Source organism: Nonomuraea sp. IBHARD001 (assembly GCF_056106265.1).
The window spans coordinates 1,940,252-1,952,738 of record NZ_JBWBBW010000002.1 but is presented as its reverse complement, the minus strand read 5'-3'; the positions used below and the strand labels follow the sequence as shown (position 1 = coordinate 1,952,738).

At 71.5% G+C, this 12,487-nt stretch carries 11 protein-coding genes; 5 read left to right on the top strand and 6 right to left on the bottom strand.

Features of this window, described 5'->3' with window-relative positions; genetic code table 11:
- Positions 1 to 907 precede the first annotated feature (907 nt).
- Positions 908 to 3,460, top strand: coding sequence for a helix-turn-helix transcriptional regulator (locus ACTWNK_RS11155; RefSeq protein ID WP_474303815.1), 2,553 nt, complete (start codon positions 908 to 910; stop codon positions 3,458 to 3,460).
- 56 nt (positions 3,461 to 3,516) lie between these two features.
- Here the strand turns inward: ACTWNK_RS11155 and ACTWNK_RS11150 are convergent, their stop codons facing one another.
- Both ACTWNK_RS11150 and ACTWNK_RS11145 read right to left on the bottom strand, forming a co-directional pair.
- Positions 3,517 to 4,551 carry a hypothetical protein gene (locus ACTWNK_RS11150; protein WP_474303814.1) on the bottom strand — a complete coding sequence of 345 codons (1,035 nt, stop codon included), beginning with the start codon at positions 4,549 to 4,551 and terminating at the stop codon, positions 3,517 to 3,519.
- Positions 4,552 to 4,568: 17 nt separating this feature from the next.
- Positions 4,569 to 5,234 (bottom strand): nitroreductase family protein, encoded by a 666-nt coding sequence (locus tag ACTWNK_RS11145; RefSeq protein ID WP_474303813.1) that lies wholly within the window; start codon positions 5,232 to 5,234, stop codon positions 4,569 to 4,571.
- A 93-nt stretch (positions 5,235 to 5,327) separates the two neighbouring features.
- Between ACTWNK_RS11145 and ACTWNK_RS11140 the strand changes: the two genes are divergently transcribed.
- Positions 5,328 to 5,798, top strand: a complete 471-nt coding sequence (locus tag ACTWNK_RS11140) for an Lrp/AsnC family transcriptional regulator (RefSeq protein ID WP_474303812.1) — start codon at positions 5,328 to 5,330, stop codon at positions 5,796 to 5,798.
- 34 nt (positions 5,799 to 5,832) lie between these two features.
- Here the strand turns inward: ACTWNK_RS11140 and ACTWNK_RS11135 are convergent, their stop codons facing one another.
- From ACTWNK_RS11135 to ACTWNK_RS11125, 3 genes are all read right to left on the bottom strand, one after another.
- Entirely contained in the window at positions 5,833 to 6,276 is a 444-nt protein-coding gene (locus tag ACTWNK_RS11135; RefSeq protein ID WP_474303811.1) for a hypothetical protein, read from the bottom strand.
- Between the two features lie 25 nt (positions 6,277 to 6,301).
- Positions 6,302 to 6,904, bottom strand: a complete 603-nt coding sequence (locus ACTWNK_RS11130) for an RNA polymerase sigma factor (RefSeq protein WP_474303810.1) — start codon at positions 6,902 to 6,904, stop codon at positions 6,302 to 6,304.
- Between the two features lie 245 nt (positions 6,905 to 7,149).
- Positions 7,150 to 8,256, bottom strand: coding sequence for a YeiH family protein (locus ACTWNK_RS11125; protein WP_474303809.1), 1,107 nt, complete (start codon positions 8,254 to 8,256; stop codon positions 7,150 to 7,152).
- A gap of 202 nt (positions 8,257 to 8,458) precedes the next feature.
- On the opposite strand from ACTWNK_RS11125, the gene ACTWNK_RS11120 reads away from it, so the two are divergent.
- Positions 8,459 to 9,658, top strand: coding sequence for a serine hydrolase domain-containing protein (locus tag ACTWNK_RS11120; RefSeq protein ID WP_474303808.1), 1,200 nt, complete (start codon positions 8,459 to 8,461; stop codon positions 9,656 to 9,658).
- Here the strand turns inward: ACTWNK_RS11120 and ACTWNK_RS11115 are convergent.
- Positions 9,648 to 10,556, bottom strand: a complete 909-nt coding sequence (locus ACTWNK_RS11115; protein ID WP_474303807.1) for an alpha/beta hydrolase — start codon at positions 10,554 to 10,556, stop codon at positions 9,648 to 9,650. The genes ACTWNK_RS11120 and ACTWNK_RS11115 overlap by 11 nt on opposite strands.
- Positions 10,557 to 10,630: 74 nt before the next feature.
- Here ACTWNK_RS11115 and leuE point away from each other — a divergent pair, with 74 nt between their 5' ends.
- Together leuE and ACTWNK_RS11105 are read left to right on the top strand one after the other, a co-directional pair.
- Positions 10,631 to 11,281 carry a leucine efflux protein LeuE gene (leuE, locus tag ACTWNK_RS11110; protein ID WP_474303806.1) on the top strand — a complete coding sequence of 217 codons (651 nt, stop codon included), beginning with the start codon at positions 10,631 to 10,633 and terminating at the stop codon, positions 11,279 to 11,281.
- A gap of 94 nt (positions 11,282 to 11,375) precedes the next feature.
- Positions 11,376 to 12,428, top strand: a complete 1,053-nt coding sequence (locus tag ACTWNK_RS11105; RefSeq protein ID WP_474303805.1) for a glucose 1-dehydrogenase — start codon at positions 11,376 to 11,378, stop codon at positions 12,426 to 12,428.
- The last annotated feature ends 59 nt before the right edge of the window (positions 12,429 to 12,487 follow it).

The following is a 12,487-nucleotide window of genomic DNA, read 5'->3' as shown; positions in this document are numbered from 1 at the left end:
AATGGCGGCGACGATGATCGGCGCGGCGGGACCGCCTCCGGGCGTGCGACGGCCGGGCAGCGGGTTTGCGGAGGGAGTCAGGTCGAGTGAGGGGGTGGTGCGTCGCATGATCGCTCCCGGCAGAGGGAACTGTGGGGGGTGGTCCGCGCCTATGGCCGCCGACGCGGGGTCGAGCAGGAGAATGCGACTGTTTCCGCAGTTAGCCGTATGTCACCAGGGTGACGCGCGAGCCATGGGGGCCTCGATCCATGATTTCTTATAGGAAAGTTTCCTAAGAGTTGGTCGGATCGTAGCTCTGACAACACCCCTTAACAAGGCCCAAGTCCGTGACACACGCCCTCTACCTCCCCAGACACGGGGCCGCAACCTTAGGGCGAGCTTAGGGCAGGCTTAAATATGGGTTTCGGTTGTTGCTCACGAGTACCCCTGGCCACCCTGTTGCCTTTGACCTCATTTGTGGGCCTAAAGGGCTAGGCTAATCACAGCCTTTTGCAGCTGGTGTTTGTGTTGGCGACTCCCCGCGGGGGCCGCCAATTCACCAGAAAAGAGGCAAGGATGCAGGATTCGCAGAGCGACAGAGAGTCGCGCGATGAGCCGGACCGCCCGCGGCCCGGTGCCCGGAGGAGACGAAGGGCCCGCACCCGCCTCCGCCGCACTATGCGCGAGACGGCGCAATACAGCGGGATCGCCGCACTGGTGATCAGGCTGTTCGAGGTCGTCCGCGACAGCTGGCCCGGGCTCTAGCCAAGAGCCCGGGAGCCAGCTGGGCGGTGGTGCGATCAAAGAAGGGGTGGAGGCTCGTGTCAGTTACCCGCTGGGCGAGCCTTCGCCCCTTTCTCATTGCTCCCATTACACCTCATGAGACTGAACACTTCACCCTATCTCTACATAGATAGATGGACCTGAGATGCCGACCGCCATTCGCCTGACAGAGGCCACGCTCGATGTGCTCGACGTGCTCGCCTCCAGCGCGGCACGCGACGTTTACGGTCTCGAAGTGGCGCACGCCACCAGAAGACCCACCGGCACCGTCTATCCGTTGCTGTCGAGACTGGAGCGGCACGGCTGGATCGAGGGCGCCTGGGAGGTCTCGCCCGCCCACAGCCGGGGGCCGCGCCGCCGCTACTACCGCATCACCCCGACGGGAGCCGACGAGATCGCGCACGCGCTCAGCCAGCGCAGGAGCCACGCCGCGCCGCCGCTGCCCGGAGCCGCCTCCGCCGTGACGCCCGTCACGGCCAGGAAGGACCCGTGGAACCTGGCTCCGGTCACCGCCGGACAGGTCGTCGCCGAGTTCGTCGCCGAGGTGCGCAGGCTGCGCGCCGATGCGGGCTCGCCCTCGCTGCGCAGGCTCAGCGCCTCCACCTTCTACAGCCCCGCCTCACTGTCGGAGGCCCTGTCCGGCCGTTCGCTGCCCTCGGCCGCCGTGCTGCGCAGGCTGGTGCGGGCGCTCGACGCCGACCCTGACGAGTGGAGCGCCAGGCGGGCCCTGGCCGAGCTGAGCATCAGGGAGGGCGTGCGCGTCCCCTACCGGTTCGAGGAGTTCTATCCGCTCGGCCTGAGCTGGGTACGCGCGGCGCTCGCCGGAAAGGAGCTGTCGCCCGAGGCGGCTGCGGACCTCGCCCAGCAGGTGATGCTGGAGGCCTACTACCAGTGGGCGAGCATCAGGGCCGAGGTCGACGTCAAGACCTGGGTCCAGGCCAGGACCGCGAGGCACGTCGCCGCGTTCGGCCACCAGGTCGCCTGCGAGCGCGCCCTGCTGGACGAGCTGGCCCAGTACGCCGAAGAGCGCTTCGACCCCGATCCGGCCGACGTGGTGGGCGAGCGGCTGGCGGCCGGGCAGATCCTGCGGCGTGCGGGCGGCAGGGCGGCGGCGGTGGCGTTCCTGCGCGGCGAAGGCTGGAGCACCCAAGAGGTCGCCGCCAGGCTCGGCGTCACGCCCGCGGCCGTCGAGGCCGACCTCAGACGGCTGCGCCGCAGCGGCGGCAGCCTGCTCGAATCGGTGGCGCCGGACCCGCTGACCGGCTACCTCCAGGAGATCTGGCAGGCCGCCGGACGCCCCTCGACCCGCGAGCTGGCCGCCCGCATCGGCTACAGCCACACCACCGTGCACGACCTGCTCACCGGCCCGCACTGGCGGCCCGGCCGCTGGGAGCCGACCGAACGCCTGGTCCGGGCGCTGGCCGGTTCGACCGGGCACGCGGCGTCGCTGGCCGGGCGCATCGAGGACACGAGTGGCGCCCGGACCGAGCCGAACGCCGATCCGCAGGACGCCTTCGCCCTGTGGGCCCAGTCCGACGAGCTGCGCAAGGCGGGCAGAGCGGGCGAGGCGGCCGAGCTGTGGCGACCGGCCGCGCAGGCGGGCGACATCACGGCCATGTGGACGCTGGCCGAGGCCCTCGCCGACGCCGGGCAGCAGGAGGAGGCCGAGCACTGGCTGATGCTGGCCGCCGACCACGGCGACCTCGCGGCGGCCAAGCGGCTGGCCGACCGCTACGAGCAGGCGGGCCGCCTGACCGAGGCGTACGCGATCTGGGAGGCGGCGGCGCTCGACGGCGACCTTCCGGCGCTGCAGTCGGCCACCCGGCTGCTGCGCAGGCTGGGCCGCTACGCCGACGCCTGCGCGCTGTGGCGCGAGCGCGCCGACAGGGGCGAGCACCTGGCCATGCGCGAGCTGAGCGAGCTGCTGATCATGAGCGGCGACCTGGCGGGCGGCTACGAGCTGTGGCGACCGGCCGCGCAGGCGGGCGACATCACGGCCATGCGGGAGCTGGCCCGCCTGATGGACCACAACGGCAGGCACACCAACGCCGAACTGCTGCTGCGCAAGGCCGCCGAACAGGGCGACAGGGAGAGCATCCGCAAGCTGGCCACCCTGCTCGAACGCAAGGGCGCACTCGACGAGGCGAAGACCTGGCTGGCCGACATGGCCTTCAACGGCGACCCGATCTCACTGTCGATCCTGTCGGACCTGCACGAGCGTGCGGGCGACCCGGAAGCCGCCTGTCACGTGTGGCGACCGCTCGCCGAGGCGGGCAACCACTACGCGATGTGGCGGCTGACCGCCCTGCTGGAGCGGCTCGGCAGGAACGACGACGCCGAGCACCTGAGGGTCAGCGCCAGGAAGGAGGCGCACGACCCGCCCCCCACCAGGGCGCAGGCCTACGACTCGCCCGCACCGGCCGCCGCGCCCGGCGACGCGACCGTGGACAAGGTCGGCGAGGCCTGGCTGCGCAGGGAGATCGAGAAGGGCGACCTGTTCGCACCCGCGGCCCTGGCCAGCCTGCTGGCCGCGACCGACAGGCCGATCGAGGCCGAGGGCACGCTCAGGAAGGCGATGACCGGCGGCAACCTGTTCGCCTACGCGGCGATGGCCGATCACCTGCGCAGGACCGGCAGGCCGGACCGGGCCGAGGAGACCCTGGCCGACATGCGCACGCTCCTCGGCTACACGCAGTAGCCCGCCCGCGTTCAGGCCGGCAGGAACATCGACCACACACAGAAACCCGCCCGCGCTCAAGCCAGCAGGAGCAGCCGCCATCGTGCCCCGCCCGCGGCCGGAGGCTCGTCGAGGCCGGTCAGCGCGGTCAGGAACTCGGTGTCGATCGGGTAGACGCCCTCGCCGTCGAGGTCGTCGAAGCTCGTGCGGCAGTCGGCGCCGGTCAGCTCGCGCAGCCTGTCCCGGTAGGCGAGCACCTGCCCGAGTCCCGGCTCCGCGTCGAGACGGCCCATCCCGGCGACCAGCGCCCGCAGCCCGGCGGCCGCTTCGGCAACCGGGTCGAGCACGGTCAGCACCAGCTCCGTCCCCGCGTGTTCGACGGCCGGCCAGTCCCTGCCCGGATCGAGCACGGCCGACGGCCCCGGCCGCTCGGCGGCGAACACCAGCACGGGCCCGCTCAGCCCGTGCTCACCCAGCGGCAGGTACGGCCCCGACCACGACGCGCTCGGCCCGCGCGGGGGCTCCGGCCGCTCGCCGAGCCCCTCGGGCACGGTTGCGCCGTTGGGCCCCAGCACCAGCAGCTCGCACCCGTCGGGCAGGTCGGGCCGCTGCCCGGTCAGGGTGGCCGCGTGCGCCACGTCGACGGGGTAGCGGCCTTCGGCCAGCAGGCGGAAGGAGCGGTCGCAGTCGACGCCGAGTCTCGCGCGCAGCCACTGCCGGTAGGCGTCGAGCTCGTCGAGGGTCGGCTCCTCCAGGTTGCTCCCCGCGTACCCGGCCGCGAGCTCGGCCATCGCATCGGCCACCTCCGGCAGCGGCGCCAGCACGGTGAGCACATAGGTGTGGTGCATGCAGCCGAAGCCCTGTGTGTGGTGCTCGACGGCGAGCCAGCCGGGCGCGCCGCGCCCCTCGTGGGCGGGAAGGGCGGCGACGAGGGCGGGCAGGCCGTGGCCGTAGGCTTCGAGCGGCTGGTAGGGGCCGCGGTCCCAGCCTTCGGCCGGGCTGTGCCTGACGCCGAGCGCGTCGAGCGCCGCCCGATCGCGTACGGCCTCCGCCTCGTCGCGCGCCTCCCACCACGGATGGTGCTCGTGCGCGACCGCCTGCCAGTCGACCATGCGGCCGAGCGTAGGAATCAGCCGAGCACGCGGGCAAGCGGTTTTCTGGCCAGGTCTGGCACCTCGGCGTCGGCCGCCGCGTACCCGACGGGGAACAGAATGTAGGGCCGCTCGTTGCCCGGCCGTTCGCAGATCTCACTGAGGAAGGCCATCGGATTGGGCGTGTGCGTCAGGGTGGACAGGCCCATCGTGTGCAGTGCGGTGATGAACAGGCCGCAGGCGATGCCGACGCTCTCGTTGACGTAGTAGTGCTTGACCCGGGTGCCGTCGGGGCGCACGCCGTACTTCTCGGCGAAGCAGACGACCAGCCAGGGCACGACCTCCAGGTACTCCTTGTCGGAGCCGGTCTCCAAGGGGGCGAGCGCCTCACGCCATTCGGGGGTGAGCCTGCCGCCCTCGTAGTTCTGGCGCTCCTCGACCTCGGCCGCCTCGCGGATGCGGCTCTTGGTCTCGGGGTCGCCGATGACGATGAACTTCCACGGCTGCTGGTGCGCGCCGGACGGCGCGGTGTTGGCCGCGCTGATGGCCAGGTCGAGGCATTCGCGCGGCACCGGCTCGTCGCTGAAGAAGCGCACGCTGCGCCGCCTGTCGACGTGGGCGTAGAACTCCTTGCCCCGCGCCAGCATGTCGGCTTCGGCGTAGCGCTCGGGCCGGTAGGGGATGAAGGGGTATGTGTGCTCCATAGGAATCGCAGTCTGCGGGAGACTGCCGGATGAGACAACACATGTGCTTCTATGCTGCCTATCTGCCAGTCAAGTCGGGAAATACGGTGGGATATGCCAGCACGACGCAGCGGCCTCGACGATCTCGACCTCCGGCTGCTCAGACTGGTCCGCGAGCGGCCACGCAGCGGGCTGCTCGAACTGGCCAGGCTGCTCGGCGTCGCGCGTGGCACCGTACAGGCCAGGCTCGACCGCATGGTCGCCGACGGCGTGATCACCGACTTCGGGCCCAACCTGTCGCCCAAGGCGCTGGGCTACCCGGTGCAGGCCTTCACCACGCTGGAGGTCGAGCAGGCCTCGCGTGCCGACATCTCGGCCGCCCTGCACGCCATACCCGAGCTGCTGGAGTCCTACATCGTGACCGGTCAGGGCGATCTGTGGTGCCGGGTGGCGGGGCGCGACCACGAGCACATCCAGCAGGTCATCGACCGCATGCTCACCATCGGCGGCGTCAGGCGCAGCACCACGGTCATCACCCTGTCGTGCGTCGTCCCGCACCGCACGCAGCCGCTGGCCGAGGCCTGAACGCTCGGACCACGAGCCGTCAGACCACAGGCCGTCAGACCACGAGCCAGTCGGTGACCACGGCTGGACCGCCGTCGCCGGGCCGCCACCACACGCTCAGCGGCCCGCCGTCGGTGAGGTCGGCCTCGAACCTGCCCAGCTCGTCGGTCTCCAGCGCCACCACCGAGCCCGGCCTGCGCAGCTCGACCTCGCCCTGCCCGACGGGCAGCAGCTGCCCGAGCACCCTGCCGAGCGCGTCGACCTCCATCTCGATCCCGCGCTCGCCGATCCTGAACGTCAGCAGCCTGATCGAGGCCGCACTGCGCACCACGCCGCTCTCCAGCGCCGAGTCGTAGGTCAGCTCGGCCAGCTCGGCGTCCAGCCGCCGCCAGCCGAACGCCGCGAGCGCCGCACGACGGGCCGTCTCGGGCAGCGGCTCCCGCTCGGCCGCCAGGGCGCGCAGCTCGCTCTCCAGCTCGGTGTCGCCGTCACCGGTCATCGCGACCACCTCCCAGGGCTCACAGTCAAGAGTCGCCCACCTCCCGGCTGATACCGCGTCCGGCCAGATCCTCGCGCAACCTGCGAAGACAGCGCTGCCTGGTCGGGCCGATGCTGCCGATCGGCATGTCCAGTGCGGCCGAGACCTCGGCGTAGCTCGGCGGCGGCGCGGCCATCAGCACCCGCAGCAGCCGCCTGCACGAATCGGGCATCGCCTCGAAGCACTCCCAGAGCAGCTTGGACCTCGCCTCGTCGCGTGCCGCCTGCTCGCGCTCCAGCACGATGGCCTCGGGCGAGCGCGTGTCGATGCCGGGCTCCAGCTCACCCGGGTCGACCGGTCGCACCCGCGTGGCCACTCTGATGATCGACAGGCACTCGCGCCGCGCGGTCGTGGCCAGCCAGGCGGGCAGGCTCTGCGGGCGTTCGATCCGGTCGAGGCGTCCGGCCAGGCGCAGCCAGGTGGTGTGGAAGGCGTCGGCGGCGTCGGCCCCGGTCAGGCCATAGGAACGCACGACCGACCAGACCAGGCCGCTGAACCTGTCGACCAGCGCGGTCCAGGCCTGCTCCTTGCCCTCGACGGCCGCCGCGACCAGGGCGTCCAGGTCGCCGTCGATCGGCTGCTCGCTCATGGGCACGCGTCCGGTACTGCGCCATCGCCCCGGCGGCTGCTCGGCCCCTGGCGGGGCTCGGATGCGGCGATCATGGACGACCTCGCAGATTCGGTCGGCGGACCTTCTCCTGAGGACGATCTAACCGTGGATCGGCGACCCGCGAAAGCCGTTCGGCACCTCTCGCCCAGCCGCGAAAGGTGCCGAAACGAACAAGCGGGTACGGCCGGCGCAGACCACCCCCGGCTACGCCGGCCGTACCCGGATCAGAGGGTGAACCCGCTGAACAGCAGGGCCGCCAGGCCCAGGGCCAGGACGAGGTTCACCACGGTGGCGGCGGCGAAGACGCCGACGGGCCGCCACCCGGCCTCGCGCAGCGACGCGACCCGGAACTCCAGGCCGATACTGACGAACGCGAGAATGAGGAACCAGACCCGAAGGTCGTTGGCCACGCCGATGACGGCCTTGCCCTCGGCCTTGTCCACGGTGGACAGGTACCAGGTGGCGATGACCGAGGCGGCGATGAAGCCGAGCACGAACTTCGGGAAGCGCCGCCACAGCTCGCCGAGGCCGGGGCGCTCGGCGTCGGGACGGCGTTCGACGCGGAAGGCGAACCACGCGGTGAGCGCGACGGCCACCACACCCATGAGGGCGTTCTGGGTGACCTTGACGATCGAGGCGATCTGCAGCGCGTCCTCGCCGACGATGGCGCCCGCCGCGGTGACGGCCGCCGTGGTGTCGATGTTGCCGCCGATCCAGGCCCCGGCCACGGCCGGGCTGAGCCCGAGCGCCCCCGCGGCCCACGGCAGGATGAAGATCGAGGGCAGGGCGAAGGCGATGACGAGGCTGGCGCTGTAGGCGAGCTGCTCCTTCTTGGCCTGTACGGCTCCGGCGGCGGCGATGGCCGCACTGACCCCGCAGATCGACACGGCGGCGGCCAGCAGGGCGCGCAGCTTGTCGTCGAGGCCGAGCCTGCCGCCCAGCCACCAGGTGAACAGGAAGACCGAACTGATGAGCACGACGGCCTGGATGATGGCGGGCCCGGCGGCGGTGACGATGACGCCGAGGTTGATCGAGGCGCCGAGCAGGACCAGCCCGGTCTTGATGAAGAACTCGGTCCTGAACCCTCCGGCCAGCCGATCGCGCAGGCCGGTCACGGTCAGCACGGCATTGCCGAGCAGGCCCAGGACGATCGCGTACACGGGGTACTCGATCGCGGCTCCCAGCCCGGCGAGCGGCCCGTCGGCGGTGGCGTCGGGGACGGTCTGCTCCAGGTAGCGGGTGGCGGCGGCGAGCAGGAGGACGACCAGGACGCCGAGCGCGCTCCACTGCAGGGTGGATCGGGCGCTCCGGGGGGTGGCGGCGGTCGTCATCAGGGCACCAGGCCCACAGGGATCACTCCCGTGATGACCAGGACGAGCAGGATCAGCCCCACGGCCGTCGCAGCCCAGTCCTCGGTGATGAGGTTGCTCTTCATAAATTCATAGTAAACCAATAGGGATTAACGGTAAATAGCCGATCGGGGCCGGGTCTGCGGGTGTGGACGCCTACCTGCTTTCGCGGTGAAATCGGGAAATGACGGTACAAGGTAGGTGCGACCCGCGATTCGAACAGGTCGGGGCGGAGTTCGCCGCGAACTTCGCCGCGCGCGGCGAGACGGGCGCGTCGGTCTGCGTGATCGTCGACGGCGAGACCGTCGTCGACCTCTGGGGCGGCGAGGCCGCGCCCGGCGTCCCCTGGCTGCACGACACCATCGGCCACGTCTGGTCATGCACCAAGGCGGCCACCGCCCTGTGCGCCCACATCCTCGCCGACCGGGGCGAACTGGACCTCGACGCCCCCGTCACCGCCTACTGGCCCGAATACGGCGCCCACGGCAAGCAGCACACGCTGGTACGGCACCTGCTGGCGCACCAGGCCGGGCTCCCGGCCCTGCGCGAGCCCCTCCCCCGGGGCGCGCTGTACGACTGGAAGGTCATGACCGACGCCCTGGCCTCGGCGGAGCCGTTCTGGGAGCCGGGCACCAGGCACGGCTACCACGCGCTGACGTTCGGGTACCTGGTCGGCGAGGTCGTGCGCCGGGTCGCGGGCCGCACGCTCGGCGCGTTCTTCCACGAGGAGGTGGCCGGGCCGCTCGGGCTCGACTTCTGGATCGGCCTGCCGCAGGAGCACGAGGGCAGGGTCGCGCCGACGATCCCCGCCGATCCGCCCGCCGTGCCGCCCTCGTTCTATCTGACGGCGTTCGGCGATCCGGCGTCCATCCCGGCGCTGGTGCTCGGCAACGAGGGCGGGTTCATGCTGACGCCCGGCGAGTCGGACTCCAGGGCGGCGCACGCCGCCGAGTTCGGGGCGATCGGCGCGATCACCAACGCACGGGGACTGGCCGGGATGTACCGGCCGCTGTCGCTGGGCGGTGACCCGCTCGTCTCGCCCGCGCAGCTCGCCCTGATGCGGCTGACGACGTCGGCCGGGCACGACGCCGTGCTGGGGGTGCCCTCGCGGTTCGGGCTCGGCTTCATGAAGGCGACGGACAACCGGTATCTGCCCGAGGCCGACAGCGAGGGCGCGCTGCTGTCGGCCACGGCGTTCGGGCATGCCGGGATGGGAGGTTCGGCCGGGTTCTGCGATCCGGAGGCCGGGCTGGCCTTCGCCTACACGATGAACAAGCAGGCGATCGGCCTGGGGATCAACGCGCGGGGCCAGGCGCTGGCCGACGCCGCCTATCGCAGCCTCGGCCACGAGCGGGCGCGTGGCGGGCTGTGGTTCAGGCCCTGACCCGCCCGGCCCGTGCGAAGCGCAGCGCGCGTGCGATCGCCGCGACGAACGCACCGCGCTGACGCCGCGACACCTCGGCGTCGGTGACCATCGTGGAGCCGTGGAAGGTGCCCGGATACATGTGCAGCTCGACCGGCACCCCGGCCTGCACCAGGCGCTGGGCGTAGATCAGCCCTTCGTCGCGCAGCGGGTCGTACTGGGCCACGTCCACGAAGGCGGGCGGCAGCCCCGACAGGTCGGCCGCCCTGGCCGGAGCGGCGTACGCGGGCACCTCGCGCAGCCCGCCCAGGTAGCTGCGCCAGCTGATCTCGGCGTTGCGCCGATGCCACAGCGGCGTGTCCGCGTAGTCGCGCATCGAGGGCGTGCCCAGCCTGTCGTCGAGCTCGGGGATGGTCAGGGCCTGCAGGGCGATCTCCGGCCCGCCCCTGTCCCTGGCCAGCAGCGCCACCGCCGCCGCCAGGCCGCCGCCCGCGCTCTCGCCGCTCACCACGATCGGCCCCCGCCGCCCGGCCATCCACTCCAGCACGCCGTAGCAGTCATCGAGCGCGGCCGGATAGGGATGCTCGGGCGCCAGCCGGTAGTCCAGCGACACCACGCCCGCTCCCGTCCGCACCGCCAGGTCGGCGGCGCTCTCGTCCGGCCAGTCCAGCCCGCCGAGCATGAACCCGCCGCCGTGGATGTGCAGCACCCGCCCCTCGGCCCCGGGCGGCGTGTAGACCCGCACGGCCACCCCGCACACGACCTCGTCACCCACCTCGAGCCCCGCCGGGTACGGCTTGCGCGGCACCTGGGAGGTCAGGGCGGCGAGCTCGGCCCTGACCTGGGCGATGTCGGTGAAGTCTCGATCGGGGAACGACTCGGCGAAGGCGGCGAGCTCGGGGTCGAAGGCGTAGCGCATCCCACGATGATCCCTGCTCAGCGGCCTGTCCGGAGGGATGTCGCCACAGGTCGGCGCGCGATACCGTCATATCCATGTACTTCGGGATTACCGATCTGTGGACCTTTGTCCTAGGTGCTTTCTTCATCGTTCTGCTCCCCGGCCCGAACTCCCTCTACGTCCTGTCGACGGCCGCCCAGCGCGGCGTGCGCACCGGGTATCAGGCCGCCGCAGGCGTCTTCGTCGGCGACACCGTGCTCATGGCGCTGTCGGCCGGAGGCGCCGCCTCGCTGCTGCAGACCAACGGGGTGCTGTTCGCGGTGGTGAAGTTCGCCGGAGCCGCCTATCTCGGCTGGATCGGCTTCCAGATGATCAGAGGCGCCTGGAAGGGCAGGAAGGCCACCGTCGAGGCGTCGGCCGAGCAGGTGGAGCCAGGTCAGGTCGGCCATCCGTTCGGCAAGGCGCTGGTGATCAGCCTGCTGAACCCGAAGGCGATCCTGTTCTTCGTCTCGTTCTTCGTGCTGTTCGTCGACCCGGGCTACGGCGCGCCCGCCCTGTCGTTCCTCATCCTGGGTGCGATCGTGCAGGTCTTCAGCCTGATGTACCTGTCGATGCTCATCTACAGCGGCACCTTCCTGGCCGGGCAGTTCCGCCGCCGCCGTGCGCTTTCGGCCGGGCTGACCGCCGGTGTCGGCGTGCTGTTCCTCGGTTTCGGCGCCAGGCTGGCCACCGCAAGCCTGGGCTGAGCTGGGCCACGAGCCTGGGCTGAGCTGCGTCAAGAGCCGACAAAGCAACAGGCACACCCCGTTAGCCGCTCCCGATCGCGGGGAGTTGTCCGGTGTGCGTGCATTGACCGTTGTTCCGTCGCAGCAGGACTCCCTGACACTGAGCGAGCTCGCCGAACCCGAGCCGCCGGAGGGCTGGCTCGTCGTCGACGCGCTGGCGCTCGGCGTCTGCGGCACCGACAGGGAGATCGCCGAAGGCCAGTACGGCTGGGCGCCCGAAGGCGAGGAACGCCTGGTGCTCGGGCACGAGTCGCTCGGCCGGGTACGCCACGCCCCTCAGGGCAGCGACTTCGCACCCGGCGACCTGGTCGCGGGCGTCGTGCGCCGTCCCGACCCGCTGCCGTGCGGCGCCTGCGCGGCCGGGCAGTTCGACATGTGCCGCAACGGGGACTACGTCGAGCGCGGGATCAAGCAGGTCCACGGCTTCGGCAGCGACGTCTGGGTGATCGAGCCCGAGTACGCCGTCAAGGTCGACCCCGCCCTGCACCAGGCCGGTGTGCTGATGGAGCCGGCCTCCGTCGTCGCCAAGGCCTGGGACCAGGTCGAGCGCGTCGGCTCACGCGCCTGGTTCGAGCCACGTACGGCCCTGGTGACGGGCGCGGGCCCGATCGGCCTGCTGGCGGCGTTGCTCGGCGTCCAGCGCGGCCTCGACGTGCACGTGCTCGACCGGGTGAGCGACGGGCCCAAGCCCGACCTGGTCACCGACCTCGGCGCGACCTACCACCACGACGGCGTCGCCAGGGCCGTTGCGGGCGGCAGGCCCGACGTCATCATCGAGGCGACCGGCGACGGGCAGATCGTCTTCGACGTGATCGAGGCCAACGCGCCCTACGGTGTGACCTGCCTGACCGGTATCTCGGGGCCCGGCCGGTCGCTGTCGGTGGACATCGGGCGGATGAACACCGCCGTGGTCCTGGAGAACGACGTGATCGTCGGCTCGGTCAACGCCAACCTGCACCACTTCGCCGCCGCCGCCCAGGCGCTCGCCGCCGCCGACATCGGCTGGCTGGAGCGGCTGATCACGCGCAGGGTCCCGGTCGAGCGCTACGCCGAGGCGTTCACCCCGCAGGACGACGACGTCAAGGTCGTCCTCGCCTTCGGGGACTGACCGCTTCGCGGCTTTCGGCCGGAACTCATCCCCTCCCTGGGCGATCGGGCGGTGGCATC

Excerpts from the sequence above, each read along its gene's own strand:
- ACTWNK_RS11135 (WP_474303811.1), bottom strand. The coding sequence starts at position 6,276 with ATGACCGGTGACGGCGACACCGAGCTGGAGAGCGAGCTGCGCGCCCTG.
- ACTWNK_RS11155 (WP_474303815.1), top strand. The coding sequence starts at position 908 with ATGCCGACCGCCATTCGCCTGACAGAGGCCACGCTCGATGTGCTCGAC.
- ACTWNK_RS11115 (WP_474303807.1), bottom strand. The coding sequence starts at position 10,556 with ATGCGCTACGCCTTCGACCCCGAGCTCGCCGCCTTCGCCGAGTCGTTC.
- ACTWNK_RS11140 (WP_474303812.1), top strand. The coding sequence starts at position 5,328 with ATGCCAGCACGACGCAGCGGCCTCGACGATCTCGACCTCCGGCTGCTC.
- ACTWNK_RS11120 (WP_474303808.1), top strand. The coding sequence starts at position 8,459 with ATGACGGTACAAGGTAGGTGCGACCCGCGATTCGAACAGGTCGGGGCG.
- ACTWNK_RS11150 (WP_474303814.1), bottom strand. The coding sequence starts at position 4,551 with ATGGTCGACTGGCAGGCGGTCGCGCACGAGCACCATCCGTGGTGGGAG.
- ACTWNK_RS11145 (WP_474303813.1), bottom strand. The coding sequence starts at position 5,234 with ATGGAGCACACATACCCCTTCATCCCCTACCGGCCCGAGCGCTACGCC.
- leuE (WP_474303806.1), top strand. The coding sequence starts at position 10,631 with ATGTACTTCGGGATTACCGATCTGTGGACCTTTGTCCTAGGTGCTTTC.
- ACTWNK_RS11125 (WP_474303809.1), bottom strand. The coding sequence starts at position 8,256 with ATGACGACCGCCGCCACCCCCCGGAGCGCCCGATCCACCCTGCAGTGG.
- ACTWNK_RS11130 (WP_474303810.1), bottom strand. The coding sequence starts at position 6,904 with ATGAGCGAGCAGCCGATCGACGGCGACCTGGACGCCCTGGTCGCGGCG.